General features: G+C 40.0%; 11 protein-coding genes. 8 read left to right on the plus strand and 3 right to left on the minus strand.

What is annotated here, in order from left to right; genetic code table 11:
• The 3 genes from QZ738_RS13490 to QZ738_RS13500 form a co-directional block, all read left to right on the plus strand.
• Positions 1-4,185: gliding motility-associated C-terminal domain-containing protein (locus QZ738_RS13490; RefSeq protein ID WP_293788283.1), on the plus strand; the 4,185-nt coding region annotated here is incomplete at its 5' end.
• Positions 4,186-4,199: 14 nt separating this feature from the next.
• Positions 4,200-5,174, plus strand: coding sequence for a type IX secretion system membrane protein PorP/SprF (locus QZ738_RS13495; protein WP_293788284.1), 975 nt, complete (start codon positions 4,200-4,202; stop codon positions 5,172-5,174).
• A gap of 109 nt (positions 5,175-5,283) precedes the next feature.
• Positions 5,284-5,931: a response regulator transcription factor gene (locus QZ738_RS13500; RefSeq protein WP_293788285.1), complete on the plus strand. Its 648-nt coding sequence runs from the start codon at positions 5,284-5,286 to the stop codon at positions 5,929-5,931.
• A 28-nt stretch (positions 5,932-5,959) separates the two neighbouring features.
• On the opposite strand, the gene QZ738_RS13505 is transcribed toward QZ738_RS13500, so the two are convergent.
• Positions 5,960-6,163 (minus strand): hypothetical protein, encoded by a 204-nt coding sequence (locus QZ738_RS13505; RefSeq protein WP_293788286.1) that lies wholly within the window; start codon positions 6,161-6,163, stop codon positions 5,960-5,962.
• Between the two features lie 530 nt (positions 6,164-6,693).
• Here QZ738_RS13505 and QZ738_RS13510 point away from each other — a divergent pair.
• The 4 genes from QZ738_RS13510 to QZ738_RS13525 all read left to right on the plus strand — a co-directional run bounded on the left by QZ738_RS13510 (position 6,694) and on the right by QZ738_RS13525 (position 14,048).
• Positions 6,694-8,655 (plus strand): OmpA family protein, encoded by a 1,962-nt coding sequence (locus QZ738_RS13510; RefSeq protein WP_293788287.1) that lies wholly within the window; start codon positions 6,694-6,696, stop codon positions 8,653-8,655.
• Positions 8,656-9,133: 478 nt separating this feature from the next.
• The gene (gene dinB / locus QZ738_RS13515; RefSeq protein WP_293788288.1) at positions 9,134-10,450 is read left to right on the plus strand and encodes a DNA polymerase IV; all 1,317 of its coding nucleotides are present in this window, start codon (positions 9,134-9,136) and stop codon (positions 10,448-10,450) included.
• A 2-nt stretch (positions 10,451-10,452) separates the two neighbouring features.
• Positions 10,453-13,467 carry a DNA polymerase III subunit alpha gene (dnaE, locus tag QZ738_RS13520; protein ID WP_293788289.1) on the plus strand — a complete coding sequence of 1,005 codons (3,015 nt, stop codon included), beginning with the start codon at positions 10,453-10,455 and terminating at the stop codon, positions 13,465-13,467.
• A gap of 5 nt (positions 13,468-13,472) precedes the next feature.
• On the plus strand, positions 13,473-14,048 hold the full coding sequence (locus QZ738_RS13525; RefSeq protein WP_293788290.1) for a 2'-5' RNA ligase family protein: 576 nt from the start codon (positions 13,473-13,475) through the stop codon (positions 14,046-14,048).
• 34 nt (positions 14,049-14,082) lie between these two features.
• On the opposite strand, the gene QZ738_RS13530 is transcribed toward QZ738_RS13525, so the two are convergent.
• Entirely contained in the window at positions 14,083-14,271 is a 189-nt protein-coding gene (locus QZ738_RS13530; RefSeq protein ID WP_293788291.1) for a hypothetical protein, read from the minus strand.
• A gap of 19 nt (positions 14,272-14,290) precedes the next feature.
• Between QZ738_RS13530 and QZ738_RS13535 the strand changes: the two genes are divergently transcribed.
• Positions 14,291-14,800, plus strand: coding sequence for a YdeI/OmpD-associated family protein (locus QZ738_RS13535; protein WP_293788292.1), 510 nt, complete (start codon positions 14,291-14,293; stop codon positions 14,798-14,800).
• Positions 14,801-14,936: 136 nt separating this feature from the next.
• Here the strand turns inward: QZ738_RS13535 and QZ738_RS13540 are convergent, their stop codons facing one another.
• Positions 14,937-15,713, minus strand: coding sequence for a polyprenol monophosphomannose synthase (locus QZ738_RS13540; RefSeq protein WP_293788293.1), 777 nt, complete (start codon positions 15,711-15,713; stop codon positions 14,937-14,939).
• Between the last annotated feature and the right edge of the window lie 83 nt (positions 15,714-15,796).

Raw genomic sequence — 15,796 nt, forward strand, 5'->3', positions numbered from 1 at the left:
GTTGCGCCGAACACCCCGGCAGGAACGTATACGCTGGTTTACCAGATAGAAGACAAACTGAACCCAGGTCAGACCAAAACGGCTAACGTAACTGTCACAGTTGGCGCGCCTGCCTTGGTTGTTACCAACGATTCAGGAAACGCAAACGGCTTTACGGGTGGAACGGCAGTGACCAATGTATTGGACAACGATACCTACAACGGAAGCCCTGTAACGCTTAATGAGGTAAACCTTTCACAGGTATCGACCACCAGCTCTAATGTTACGCTAGATTTAACTACCGGCAAGGTAAACGTTGCGCCGAACACCCCGGCAGGAACGTATACGCTGGTTTACCAGATAGAAGATAAACTGAACCCAGGTCAGACCAAAACGGCTAACGTAACTATCACAGTTGGTGCGCCTGCATTGGTTGTCACCAACGATTCAGGAAATGCAAATGGCTTTACGGGTGGAACGGCAGTTACCAATGTATTGGACAACGATACCTACAACGGAAGCCCTGTAACGCTTAATGAGGTAAACCTTTCACAGGTATCAACCACCAATCCAAATGTTACGCTAGATGTAACTACCGGCAAGGTAAATGTTGCACCGAACACTCCGGCAGGAACATATACACTGGTTTACCAGATAGAAGACAAACTGAACCCAGGTCAGACTAAGACCGCTACAATAACCATCACAGTTGGTACAAATACAATTTTGGCTAAAGATGATACCGGAACCGCAAATGGTTTTACCGGTGGTGTAGCTGTCGATAATATGCTTGTTAATGATAAGTATAATGATGTTTCAACCGCAACACTAGCTACTGTGATAATCAATCAGGTTTCAACTTCGAATCCGAAAATAAATGTTGATGCAGCAACAGGAAAGGTAAATGTTGCAGCAGGAACGCTTCCGGGAGTTTATACATTGACCTATCAAATTACCGATAAATTGAATTTGGCGAACACGTCGACAGCAATTGTTACCGTGAATATCCCGAATTGGATCACTGATCTGCAGGTAAGTAAAACTGCCAATGTAACGGGCGTTGAAAACAATGGCAATATCAGCTATACCATCACCATCAAAAACAACGGACCTGCTACAGTATTAAGCGGAGAGTCTATAGGACTGATAGAAAATCTACCGGCAGGATTAGATAATGTGAGTTACAGTGCAATCGGCGGAAACTATAGTTCAACAGGAAAAACCTTCACACTTACCACTGATTTACTGGCTGGTGAACAGGTTAGTCTGATTGTTAATGCCCGCGTTGCTGCAACTTATACAGGGGCTGGACTGGTAAATAGTGTAGCATTAAATTCAACTGCTACATCAACAGATCCAGACAATACCAATAATCAATCAACTGTTACGACACAATTGTTAAAAGGAAAGATTGCTCTTGTTAAAACAAGTGTTTTAAGTGCTGATGGCAATAGTATCACTTATTCTTTCAAGGTTACAAATATTGGCGATGTAGCATTAAATAGCATTGTATTAACAGATGCCAAGTTGGGGTTGAATCAAACTTTCCCTAATGTATTGGCGGTAGGTACAAACTTTACTTATAGTCAGGTTTATGTCTTAACCCAAAGTGATAAAGATGCTGGTTTAGTTACGAATACGGCTTCTGTAACTGCCAAAACTCCAGCTGGAAATACTGTTACAGATGTTTCGGGAACTGATTATTCAAATGATAATCCTACCGTAACACAATTAAGTTTGTCGCCTGGTTTTACCTTAACCAAATCGGCCAACAACAGTGCAACTAAGGTTGGCGACGTGATCAGTTACAACATTACATTCAAAAATACCGGGAATGTGACTTTAACCGATATCGCATTGGTTGATGCAAATGCAGATGCCGGCAGTTTAACACCATCAAATATCGCTTCTGTATTGCCAGGTGCTACGGTAAATATCACGGCTAAGCATACGGTAAAACAAAGTGAGATAAATGCTGGTGGCTTTAGCAATCAGGTAAGTGCAAGCGCAAAAGACCCTAAAGGAAATACGATTGCCAAAGTATCTGATGATCCGTCAACTCCTGCGCCAGATGACGCAACCTTTAGCCAGATCGTGGCCAATCCATCATTAAGATTTACTAAGGTATTTGCTAATGCTGTAGGTGTGGTTAAAGTAATCGAATACAGCATTCAGGTTACCAATACTGGTAATGTAACGTTGACCGATATTGTGGTAACCGATGAGGGCGCTGACGCGGGAAGTATAAAACCTGCTATGATCAGTAAATTGGAACCTTCCGAAACTGCTCTGATTATAGCCAGACATACTTTAACGCAACCAGAAATTGACAATGGCAGGTTTGTGAATCAGGCTAGTTTGGTTGCCAGATATTCAGGTTCAAACAAATTAAATAAACTTTCAGACGATCCGAGAACTTTGGCTCCTGATGATGCGACTGTCTTCCTGATTAAAGAAACACCAGGTCTTACTTTGGTAAAAACAGGTATTTTAAGTGCTGATGGTAATTCGATTACCTATACTTTTACAGCAAAAAATACAGGTAATGTTACTTTGAACAATTTCAATTTGCTTGATCCAAAAATTTCATCAACGCTTACTTTCTCACCAGCAAGTATTGCACCTGATGAAACTGCAGTGGCCACGGCAGTTTACACTATTACACAGGCAGAGAAAAATGCAAGTTCTGTAAGAAACACGGCGACACTAACGGCTAAAACGCCGGGCGGAACCTTAGTTTCTGATATTTCCGGTACTGAGGAAGATAATGACTATCCGACCGTTCTGGAACTGCCTAAAATTGTAAGTTCCAAAACAGTTGCCGATGCCAATAACAATGGAAAGGCCGAGTCAAATGAGATTTTAACCTATAGTATAACGGTTAACAATAATGGAAATACAGCTAGGAAAGGGGTAAAGATTATTGATGCAATTCCGGTTAATACCACTTATCTCAATGCAAGTGCCGACCAAGGCGGAGTACTGGCGGGCAATACATTAAATTGGAATAATTTAACTATTCCGGCTAACGGCCAGGTAAAGGTTAGCTTTAAAGTAACGGTTAATGCTGTTATTCCTTCAGGTGTCTTAAGTATTAATAATACCGCCACTGTAACTGATCCTGCAAATATTTTAACTCCATTAAATCCATCTGTATCCATTCCAACTGAAGGAATGTTAGAAGGTAGTAAATCAGTTAATGATAATAAGGGCAATAAAGACGGCAAGGCACAGGCCAACGAAATTTTAACTTATTCGCTTCAGGTTAAAAACACAGGTGGCTCAGCACTAAATGGGGTAACCATCACTGACGAACTGCCTGCAGGCTTAACCTATATTCCGAATTCAGTTTCAGGTTATGGCACCGTTACAGGCAATACTTTGAAATGGAAGATTAACATGCAGGCCAACTCAAGTACAGTATTTACTTTTGATGTGAAAGTTGCACCTGATGTAAACAGCTACAATACGATAAAAAATGTGGCCGTAATGACGAGTCCAACAGGAACAACGATTATGCCAGAGGCACTTATCAGTGTAGATAAATCAGCTGATTTAGTTGTTACAAAAGAGTTGCTAACCAAAACCGATATTAAAACCGGTGATGATGTAACCTACAAAATTACGGTAACCAATAAAGGACAAAATAGGGCAACAGGAATTATCGTTACAGATAACCTTTCCACCATTATTGATGCTCCTAAAGAAATTACGGTTACCATAGGTACAACAAGTTATACAACTACCAGCAGAGATTTAGTGTGGTTGATTGAAGGCTTAGATTTAAATCAGAGCGCAACACTAACCTTTAAGTCGAGAACCTTGGCTTCGGGGGCATTAAATAATACTGCAACTGTAAAAGCAGATCAGCCAGATCCGGTATCCAATAATAACATGGTAAAGGCGGATGCAGCTGTTATCACAGGTAGCGATTTATTGATTCCAAACCTGTTTACACCAAATGGTGATGGCATAAATGACACGTTCGAGATTAATGGCCTCGCCCAGTTTGCAGAGAACGACATTACCATTGTAAACAGATGGGGTAATGAGGTGTTCCGTGCTAAAGGTTACCAGAATAACTGGACGGGTGAAGGTTTAAATGAGGGAACGTATTATTACTTATTACGCGCCAGAAAGGGTGGAAGTAATGAATGGAAAGTATTTAAAGGTTATATTACCCTAATCAGGGCATTTAAAAATTAATGGTGAAGAAAGGTATGTTGAAGAAACTAATCGTATTACTGGCAGGTTCATTTTTATTGCTTAGCCATTCGGCATCCGCCCAGCAGGATGCACAGTATAGCCAATACATGTTCAACGGAATATACATCAATCCCGCTTATGCCGGTTATAAAGAAGTACTGAACGTACATAGCTTTTACCGGAGCCAGTGGACAGGCATTACCGGTGCGCCGAGAAGCATGTCGCTGGCCGTTGATGCCATTGCCAACAGCGGCAATGTAGGCTTAGCCCTTCAGGTGGCAAGCGATAAACTGGGTGCGCAGACGAACCTGAGCATTTACGGCAACTATGCTTACCGGATCAGGATGAATGATGACGGGAGTTCGAGGTTGGCACTGGGGCTAGGTGTGGGGATGGTACAGCTGGGCATAGATGGCTCGCTGCTCAATCCGAACAACCCCGAACCGAACCAGCCAGTAGGCATGCAGAGTACCATCGTTCCCGATGCCAGGGCTGGGATATATTTTGCCAACGATAATTATTATGCTGGTTTCTCGGCCGATAACCTGATTGCCACCTATATCAATATCGACCGTTATGCATTTATTCCACAGCCCAAGCCGCATTACTACCTTACCGCTGGGGCATTGTTCCCGCTTTCTGAAGATTTTCAGGTGAAGCCCTCTTTTCTGTTGAAAGACGACCGTGGGGGACCAACGAGTTTGGATCTGAATGCCTTTTTAATGATCAAAGATTTTATCTGGGTGGGTGGTTCGTACCGAACCGGAATAAAATTGTATGATAAAAGCTATCTGCAGCGCGATCTAACGCCGCGTAATTCTGCCGTAGCCGCCATACAGATTTTCCCATCCGAAAGGCTGCGTATCGGTTATGGCTATGATTTTTCAATCGGCCCGTTACAGGGCTACAGCGGCGGTACGCACGAGATTTCTATCGCTTATTCGTTTATAAAACAAAATATAAGATTGGCAACGCCGAGGGTGTTTTAACAGAATTTTTATTTTGTGTATAATAATATTTACACTTTTTAGCGAAAAATTAACTACAATTGCGTAGAAAAAGTAACTTTTTATTAACTTGCATAATATCCTTAATATAATGAAAACAAAAAATACTGTAAGCACTTTTACAGTGCTCATTGCTGATGATCACGAGATCATTCGACGTGGTTTAAAAGGTTTAATATCAGACTTTTGGCCGGGTGTTGAAATCATTCATGCATCCACTTTAGAGCAAGCACTTGTGGAGGTAGAAAAATCACCGAGTTTAATTATCATTGATGTAAACTTGCCGGGAGGTAACAACCTTAAGGTAATCGATCAGATTAAATTGGTTCAGCCCAATGCCAAAATTCTTGTATTTTCTTCTTTAAATGAAAATATCTACGCCGTACCTTATCTAAAATCTGGTGCTTCCGGTTACTTAACCAAAAATGCCGAAGAATCAGAAATTGTAACTGCTATAACTACAATTCTTGCCGGCAGCCGCTATTCGAGCAGAAACGTTAAAGAAAATATGTTCAACAGTATTTTGGGCAATGATGCAGATAATCCTTTTACCAAACTTTCTGGAAGAGAACTTGAAGTAGCAGAGCTATTGACAAAAGGTATCGGTGTATTGGAAATTTCCAATCAGTTAAATCTTCAAATGGGTACCGTAAGTACATATAAACTGAGACTTTTTCAAAAGCTCAAAATAAAAAGTATTATAGAACTGGCTGAAAAGATGAGTATCTACGAAAGATAAAAAGAGTGTAATACTCTTTTTATCTTTTCTACGCTTTTTCGTTTTTATTTATAGTGCCAGGTCCACTTTCTCCAGATTCATTTGGGGACGAGCCAGCCTGGCCAAATTTATCTGAAGCACCCGCTCCGTTTTGATCAAAAGAGGCTTTTCCTTTTGAACTTCCCTTTTCTTCCTGGCTTTCCTTCTCTTGGTGCACTTTTTTAGCTGCGTTTTTTTTGTCTTTAGTTTTCATAATGATGATGTCCTTAATTAAGGAACATTTTCAAAAGGGCAAAGTTTTATTTAATTCGATAAACTCAAATTGTCATCCCAAATAAACAACAATAACTAATGCATCACGTATACAACTTTATTTTCACAGTTTCGATTTGGAAATAAATGACGATAGGTTATATTTATTTAACACCATATTAAAATGTTAACACTTGATCTGTTACCATTCTGATAAGTGTAATCCGGCGCCAGATCAGTTTGCGTTCTCATCAGGATCAATTCTGCATTACAATTTTTAACTTTTTGAAGAGCGAATACTTTTTTTGACAGGTTTTTTTTAATGCGATAGCCATACAAATTTTTTTTCTGAACGGCGGCAGATTTGCTGAAGTTAAGAGTTTTCAATTGGCCCGCTACAGGGGTAAAGTGGCGAAACTCATTAGATTTTCATCGCTTATTCATTTATAAACAAAATACAATATTGGCAACGCTAACGATGTTTTAGTTAACTATATTTCGTATTTTTGAGCCAACTATCCAAACAACGCAATGAAGAAAATTTTAATGATAATTTGCCTGTCTGCATATTGTTTATGTGGACTCATTTTTTCGGCAAATGCACAGTATGTACTAAAAGAGGCTGATAAGGAATACGAATTGTTTAATTACAGCAAGGCAATAGACTTATACGAGCAAGCCTATAAAAAGAAAGAGACTTTACATACCGCAGAGCGTTTAGCAAATGCTTATGCACTTGTTTATAATTATAAACAGGCAGAAAGCTGGTATGCCATTGCTACTAAAATGAATGGCAGTAGCACAGAGAATATTTTAGGCTATGCTAAAGCTTTGCAACAGAACTCAAAGTACAGTGAAGCAAAAAATCAGTACTTAAATTACATTGATAAAAAGAAGAATGTATCAGAAAAGCAGCAGGCCATTTGGATTGCTTCTTGCGATTCGGCTTTGAAATGGATCAAAAACCCGAAGAAAATTGAACTCATCAATCAAAAAACGTTAAATAGTCCGCAATCAGATTGGGGTGCTGTTCCATACGAAGGAGGAGTGACGTTTACCTCAGATAGGTCAGACAGCAAACTAAACGTTTCAGAAAACAGACCTTTTTTAAAATTCGACGGATCAAAAGAACCCGATAAAAAAGTATACGGTTGGACGGGCAACGGATATCTGAAACTATACTTCAAGCCATCACCAAAAGATAGCCTGCAATTGTTTCCCATTAAAACAGGCACCAGGTATCACGTTGGCTCTGCAAGCTTTACGGCCGATGGCAAAACCATGTATTTTACCTTAACCCGTATTACCGATGAGCTGGAACGCTTGAAAAAACAACCAACAACTGTTAATGTAGAAATTTTTAGCTGTACAAGAGGGGCCGATGGCGTTTGGGGCGAGCCGGTTTCATTTGCTTATAATAATGTAAACGCTTATTCTGTTGGCGATCCTTTCGTTACTACAGATGGAAACAGCCTTTATTTCGCCTCTAATATGCCAGGAGGCTTAGGTGGTACAGATATCTATGTTTGCCTGAAAACAGACGCCGGTGAGTGGGGTAAACCTATCAATCTGAAAGAAGTAAATACCGAAGGCAATGAGCGTAGTCCGTTTTTTGATGAAAAGGACAACTTTTACTTTTCCAGCGATGGCAGAGTAGGTATGGGAGGATTAGATGTATATCAGGCTTTAAGAGAAGCTAATAAGATCGGTCAGATTGAAAATATGGGTTACCCCTTTAATTCCCCACAAGACGATTTTAGCTTCAATTTAAATAAAAAAGGCGGTACCATTTATCTTGCTTCTAACCGCGACGGTGGTTTGGGTAGCGATGATATTTACGCCATTGATCAGAAAATGATACTGGCTTTCAAATTAGTAGGTAGGGTGTTTGATAAAGACAGCAATCAGCCTATAGCAGGTGCATTGGTAACGCTGGCAAAGGTTAATGGTGGTACTTTAAAAACTGAAACTGATGAAAATGGAGCATATCAGTTTAATTTATCAAAAGAATCTGAATACAACGTTTCGGCGGAAAAAACAAACTACAGGTCTGATGTAGAAAATCTGGCAACCATTGGTTTAACAACCTCGGGTGTACTCACCCAAAACCTATATTTAGAAGGAATTGTAATCAACAAGGCCATTAAACTCGAAAATATTTATTACGATTTCGACAAATGGAATATCCGCCCGGATGCTGCTGTAGAATTAGATAAACTGGTCAAAATCATGACCGATAATCCGACCATCTGGATCGAACTAGGGTCGCATACCGATAGCCGTGGAAAGGATGCTTACAACCTGAATCTTTCACAAAAAAGAGCCGAATCCGCTGTCGAATACATCATTTCGAGGGGTATCAGTAAAAACCGCATTACCGCTAAAGGTTATGGCGAAACGCAGTTGTTAAATAAATGCAGTAACGGGGTAGTGTGTAGTGAAGAAGAGCATCAGTTAAACAGAAGAACGGAATTCAAAATTGTAAAACAGTAAACAAGGTTGAAGATTTAGCATATACTTTAATCTTTAGTATTTGCCTCCGATGAAAATCGGGGGCATTTTTTTTTGGATTATAGAATCACCACTTTCTGTCGTTCTGAATGCAATGAAGAATTCTGATCTCTTATAGCTGTTTTGCATCAGCATCTATTTTGCATAGACTACCCTAGCCGATGTTTACCTTTCTGTATTGAAGTGTTTAAACCATAGCGAATTACGAATAAACGGCGCTATGACTAAAGATTGGTCAGTCACCGAACAAAACCCTCTTTCGTGATTGTTCGTATGCATCAATCTCAATCCTTCAAACTGATTAAGGTATGGTTAAAAAAATGGGTTATTCTACATTACGCCACAACTGAAGTGAAAAAAACTAAAATAATTAGTATAAATTACAACTAACATCTCTAATTCTTGTATATAAACTAAAAATATTAGTATTTTTGGTTTCAATCATCCTTGTTATAAAAGAATGGGTAAAGACAGGCAGATTATTCATATGGATCAGGATGCATTTTTTGTATCTGTAGAAACCAGAAAAAACCCAAAATTATTGGGTAAACCGGTAATTATTGGTGGCGGAAGCGATAGAGGTGTGGTGGCTTCCTGTAGTTACGAAGCACGACAGTATGGTATACATTCTGCAATGCCCGGCAGGACGGCAAAATTACTATGCCCCCAGGCTATATTTTTAAAGGGCGATATGGAAGAATATTCCAGGGCATCGCATGAGATTACTGAGATTATTGCCGATAAGGTTCCGCTTTTCGAAAAAGCCAGTATTGACGAACATTATATCGATATGACGGGTATGGATCGCTTTTTTGGCTGTATGAAGTTCGCATCAGAACTCAGGCAAACCATTATCAGAGAAATGAAATTACCCATTTCCTTCGGTTTATCGGTTAACAAAACGGTAGCGAAAATAGCTACCAACGAATCTAAGCCTGATGGTGAAAAGCAGGTTACCTTTCGTGAGTTAAGGCCCTTTCTCGATCCTTTGGCCATCCATAAAATTCCGGGCATTGGACATGCTACCTATAAAAAGTTAAGCGAAATGGGGGTTCGGAATATCCTAACGCTTACACAGATCCCACAACAGCTGATGTTTAAAATTTTAGGGCAGCATGGTTTAAGTTTATGGCAAAAAGCAAATGGGATCGATCTTTCGCCCGTGGTACCTTACCGGGAAAGAAAATCAATTGGTACACAGGCTACCTTCGAAAGCGATACCATGGACATGGCAAAATTAAAGGCCATTTTAACCGGGATGGTTAGTGGTTTAACCTTTCAGTTACGTAATCAAAAAAAACTAACCGCCTGTATTACCGTAACTGTTCGTTACACCAATTTCGAAACGGTTACCCAGCAGGAACGGATTCCTTATACTTCGCTCGATTCATTTCTGATCAGCAAAGCACATCGCCTGTTCGAAAAAGTATATTCGAAACGGATGCTGTTGCGCCTGGTAGGTGTAAAATTTTCACATCTGGTAAGTGGCTATGAACAGATTGGTCTGTATAATATTGCTGAAGAAGAATATAGTCTTTGTCAGGCCATGGATAAGGTACGGAATAGCTTTGGCGCAGAAGCGGTGGTAAAAGCCTGTATTGTTACCCAGCCGCTACGCGATGAAAAAGGAAAGGTGATTAAATACAACCCGCGAAAAAAGAAAATATTGATCGAAGATACAGGAGAAGCAGAAAAAGATGCCGAAGGCGGTAAACGCTCAAAAATCAGAAGTTTTATCAGTGAAAGAGGAACAACCGGTAGCAAATCTTATGAATAATTATGTTTTTGAATGTTCATTCTTCGTATAGCCTCAAATATGGTACCCTCAGTATTGAACAACTGATTGCTCAGGCGAGGCGTTTGGGTATTCACCAGATGGTACTTACTGATATCAATAACTCAACCGGAGCGGTAGAGTTTATCCGTGAATGTTACAAACAAGGCGTTGCCAAAGAGGCGGATGATATACATAAAGGCAATATTCCCTACCGGATTAAACCTGTGGCCGGCATCGAGTTCAGAAAAGATAACCAATTGTTGTATGTAGGTATTGCCCGCAATAAAGAAGGAATGCGCGAGCTGAACGAGTTTTTAAGCCATCACAATATTTACAACATTTCCTTACCTGAAGTTCCTCCCCAAATGGAAAACGTATACATCGTTTACCCGTTCCAGAAATCGTTTAACCCGGCATTAAGCGCAAATGAATACATAGGTATCCATTCCAAACAGCTCAATCATTTATATAAACATCCGCTTTTAACCCAAAAGGAAAAGCTCTTGGTTTGGCATCCTGTTACTGTAAACGATAAAATTACTTATCGCCTGCACGAATATTTAAGGGCAATAGAACAGAATACCCTTTTGAGCAAGGTAGCCGATAAAGATAAATGTGATCCGGATGATATCCTGATTCCGGAGGAAGAGCTTACACAGCAGTTTGCGGAATATCCCTTCATTGTTCAAAACACGCAGCAATTATTGGATAATTGCGATCTGAGCATATATTTTGAAAATACCCCTGTACCTTCATCTAAAAATAAGTTTTACTATACAGGCACTTTAGAAGGTGATAAGCAAATGCTGTATCAGCTGGCCGAAAGCGGCCTGAAGTATCGCTACGGAGAAAATAATCCCGAAGCCGTTGCCCGCTTGCAAAAAGAACTACGGATTATTGAACTCAAAAATTTCTGTGCTTATTTCCTCATTACCTATGATATTATAGATTATGCCATGAATACCTGTGGTTTTTATCACGTGGGACGCGGTTCGGGGGCCAACAGCATTGTAGCTTATTGTTTGCGGATTACCGATGTAGATCCGATTGATCTCGATCTGTATTTTGAAAGGTTCTTACATGAAAAAAGAACGAGTCCACCAGATTTTGATATTGATTTTTCGTGGGATGAAAGAGAAATCATACAAAAATATGTTTTTAGTCGCTATCCCAAATGGCACGTTGCTTTTTTAGGCACCATGAGCACTTTCAAAGACCGCGCAATTATCAGGGAAATTGGTAAGGTTTTAGGATTGGCAAAGGGCGAGATCGATAGTTTTACCGACCCTGCCAAAGAACGTGAAAATTTACGGGATGCGACTTATCAAAAGTTATTGGCTGTGCATGCCTACATGAAAAATATGCCTAATCAGCGCTCCATCCATGCCGGAGGAATTTTGATTTCAGAAGAGCCGATTACTTATTACACCGCATTGGATATGCCACCAAAAGGTTTTCCAACCGTGCAATGGGATATGTATGAAGCAGAAGCCATAGGTTATGAAAAATTTGATATTTTAAGTCAGCGGGGCATTGGGCATATCCGCGAGGCTGTCCAGCTCATTAAAAAAAATAAGGGTGCAGATATTGATATCCACGACTTTAAGACCTTTAAAGAAGATCGAAAATTAAATAGTATTTTGAAAGAAGGACAGCCGATCGGTTGTTTTTACATCGAATCGCCGGCCATGAGGCAGTTGCTCAAAAAACTCAAGTGTGACAACTATCTTACCCTGGTAGCCGCCAGCTCTATTATCCGGCCAGGGGTAGCCAGCTCAGGTATGATGAAGTCCTATATCGAGCGTTATCACGCCCCTGAAAAAGTGGTTTACCTGTGCGAGGTGATGAAAGAGCGGCTTAGCGAAACCTACGGGGTCATGGTTTATCAGGAAGATGTGATTAAGGTATGCCATTATTTTGCAGGTTTGGACCTCGCCGATGCTGATGTTCTCCGCAAAGCCATGAGCGGAAAATACCGGTCAAAACTGGCTTTTGACGAACTGGTGAATAAATTTTTTGCTTCAGCCAGAAAACAAGGGCACGCAGAAGAACTCATTACCGAAGTGTGGCGACAAATTTCATCTTTTGCTGGTTACAGTTTTTCTAAAGCACATTCGGCTTCCTTTGCGGTCGAAAGTTACCAGAGTCTTTACCTCAAAACCTATTACCCGATGGAGTTTATGGTCGCCGTATTGAACAATTATGGCGGTTTCTACAGTCGCTGGGTTTATGTGCACGAACTGCAAAAAACGGGCGCGAGAGTACATTTGCCTTGTGTGAACCACAGTGACGAAGTGGTGAATATAAAGGGAGAAGATGCCTATCTCGGTTTTATTGCCATCCAGGGTTTGGAAGAAAAAATCATTAAAATGATTCCACAGGAACGTGCCGCAAATGGCTTGTATCTCCATCTCGAAGATTTTGTAAAACGGACCTGTATATCATTAGAGCAGGCCATTATATTAATCAGGCTTGGTGCATTGCGCTTTACCGGCAAAGATCGTAAAACCTTGCTTTGGGATGTACACAATTACCTGGGATTTAAACAGAAAAAAGTAAACCATGCCGAACTTTTTAAATTAAGCTATAAAACCTACCAGCTTCCTGCGCTGGCAGATTCTGAGCTGGAAAATGCTTACACAGAATTGGAACTGTTGGGGTATCCGCTCCACTACAAAATGTTCGATTTCCTGAAAACCTCTTATCGTGGCGATATTATGGCCGCAGATATGCGCAAGTATCTGGGTAAAACAGTTAGGATGGTAGGTAATTATGTATGTGAAAAAACCGTGCACACCATTAAACATACCAAAATGTGGTTCGGTACTTTTTTAGATGCCAATGGCGACTTTTTTGATACCACCCATTTTCCCAATACTACCCCCATGTATCCTTTTAAAGGAAAAGGCTGTTACCTCATTTTAGGTAAGGTAGTAGAAGATTTCGGCTTCCAAAGTATAGAAGTATTAAAGTTCGCCAAATTAGATATTCAGATGAATCCGGTAGCAATTCATTAAATAATATGCAGCCACAATTATATAGAGATTGGTATTCAATAGTTGTTTACCCTCACAGCGAAGCGATTAATGATGTTAAAGTTTTGAAAGATACACTGTGGTCTAAAATCGGTTGGTATGCAAGCAGAAATTCAGAGGCGCATATTACGGTTATTGAGTTTTCAGCTGATCAATATGAGCTTGACTTTTATGTCAGACACCTCGAGAAATTTTGTTACTCTCAAAAACAGCAGGAAGTGATTTTCGATCAGCTAAGTTTATCGAAATTTAGCCATGCAATTGTTTTGCTCCCAAATAATTCTTCCAAGCCCTATTTAAACGATTTGTTGGTGAGGCTGAGGAAGCAACTGAAAACAAGTGACACAATAAATGGTTCTGGTGCACACATTTCAATAGGGCGAAAGCTGACTTCGGATCAAATTGACCGGGCAGAAAATTTATATGATTATGTTAACGTTAAGTTCACTTGCGACACCATTGCCATACGCAGGTTCTGTGAAATTAATAGACAGTTCGAAATAATCAAAACTTTTAAGTTTCCAGAAAATCCATGCGATAATACTCAATATTTATTGTTTTAATTGACATTTTAAAACCGTGAGCCGAATGAATTCGCTAATCGGCTGATGATTTAGCTTTTTTATGAGCCGAATAATATTTTTTAATTGTTAATATGATGCTTTCTACCCAAGTTTTGAAGTAGAAATAGTTATTTCTATCTCTCCTGTATTTCCGCTTGCGCGCGTTTCCAACGCGTGCGTAATAGCTAAACGATTGTATCGTTAATGGCTTTTTCTTCAACATAATTTCTATATTTAAACTCATGATCCATTTCAAAGCAGCAATAGAACGTTTCGGTACCATGGGCGAAAAAACCGGTTGGAGTTATGTATTTATTCCGGCGGCTTTAGCCAATGAAGTTAAACCCGGTTGTAAAAAGAGCTTCAGGGTAAAGGGAAAAATAGATGAGCTAGAGATTACTGGTATGGCGGCCATACCAATGGGAGAGGGCGATTTTATTATAGCCTTGAAAAGTGAAGTGCGTAAAAAAATAAAAAAAGAAGCCGGAGCAGGGGTAGAACTTTGTTTAGAGGAAGATCAAAATTTTAAAATCGAAATGCCTGAAGATCTTGAAATATGCCTGTCAGAAGAGGAGCACCTCATCCAAAACTTTTTAAAACAACCTAAATCACACCAAAATTATTATATCAATTGGATTAACCAGGCTAAAACAGAACCCACCCGTACCAAACGACTTGTAATGACCGTTAAGGCAATGGATAAAGGACAGGATTTTGGAGCAATGATAAGGGAATCGCAGGGAAAATCTTGATTTATAGTTCTAAGGCTTTAGTCCTAAGTCTGTAGTCAATATAAAGATGCCATTTGAATTGAGACTCTGAACTTCAGACTCCCGACTTCGGACTTCCTTTTATAATCCTGTGGTTAATAGCGCCAGAAAATTTGAATCAAGACTCTGAACTTCGGATTCCCGACTTCGGACTGCGGACTTCGGACTCCCTTTTATAATTCCTGAACCAGCTGGTCACTTTCATCTGGATTACACCTAAAAATGCTTCCCTGAAGATACGGGTACTCATTTTTGAAGTGCCTTCAGTACGATCGGTAAAGATAATGGGAACTTCAACCACCTTAAAACCAAATTTAATGGCAGTAAATTTCATTTCAATCTGAAACGCGTAGCCCACAAACTTAATTTTATTCAGGGGAATGGTTTCCAGCACAATTCTGCGGTAGCATTTAAAGCCTGCGGTCGCATCCTGGATCTTGATCCGGGTAATGATGCGTACATACATTGAGGCAAAATACGACATTAAAACCCTGCCCATTGGCCAGTTTACAACATTTACTCCCTTAACATATCTGGAACCAATAGCGACATCTGCACCATTTACACAGGCCTCACGCAAGCGCAGTAAATCGTCAGGGTTGTGTGAGAAATCGGCATCCATCTCAAAAATATAAGCATAGTGGTGCTGTAACGCCCAATTGAAACCATAAATGTAAGCGGTACCCAGGCCTTGTTTGCCCGCACGCTCTTCAATGAATAAATGCCCTTCGTATTCCTTTTGCAAAGATTTTACAATTTCAGCAGTTCCATCAGGAGAACCATCATCAATAATTAAAACATGAAAAGGCTGCGTTAAAGAAAAAACCTTTCTAATGATTTTTTCAATGTTTTCCTTTTCGTTATAGGTGGGAATGATGACTAAACTATCTGACACGTTTATTGTGGTTATTAAATAAAATAAGCTTTCGGCCTCTGTTTGGTTTGCTGTGTATTAGCTTTTCATGTGCGAAAGTAAAT

This window comes from uncultured Pedobacter sp., from assembly GCF_913776295.1.
GTDB lineage: Bacteria > Bacteroidota > Bacteroidia > Sphingobacteriales > Sphingobacteriaceae > Pedobacter.

What these genes read in the sequence shown, in the direction of transcription:
- QZ738_RS13495 (WP_293788284.1), top strand. Translation starts at nt 4,200, where the DNA reads ATGTTGAAGAAACTAATCGTATTACTGGCAGGTTCATTTTTATTGCTT.
- QZ738_RS13500 (WP_293788285.1), top strand. Translation starts at nt 5,284, where the DNA reads ATGAAAACAAAAAATACTGTAAGCACTTTTACAGTGCTCATTGCTGAT.
- QZ738_RS13505 (WP_293788286.1), bottom strand. Translation starts at nt 6,163, where the DNA reads ATGAAAACTAAAGACAAAAAAAACGCAGCTAAAAAAGTGCACCAAGAG.
- QZ738_RS13510 (WP_293788287.1), top strand. Translation starts at nt 6,694, where the DNA reads ATGAAGAAAATTTTAATGATAATTTGCCTGTCTGCATATTGTTTATGT.
- dinB (WP_293788288.1), top strand. Translation starts at nt 9,134, where the DNA reads ATGGGTAAAGACAGGCAGATTATTCATATGGATCAGGATGCATTTTTT.
- dnaE (WP_293788289.1), top strand. Translation starts at nt 10,453, where the DNA reads ATGTTTTTGAATGTTCATTCTTCGTATAGCCTCAAATATGGTACCCTC.
- QZ738_RS13525 (WP_293788290.1), top strand. Translation starts at nt 13,473, where the DNA reads ATGCAGCCACAATTATATAGAGATTGGTATTCAATAGTTGTTTACCCT.
- QZ738_RS13530 (WP_293788291.1), bottom strand. Translation starts at nt 14,271, where the DNA reads ATGTTGAAGAAAAAGCCATTAACGATACAATCGTTTAGCTATTACGCA.
- QZ738_RS13535 (WP_293788292.1), top strand. Translation starts at nt 14,291, where the DNA reads ATGATCCATTTCAAAGCAGCAATAGAACGTTTCGGTACCATGGGCGAA.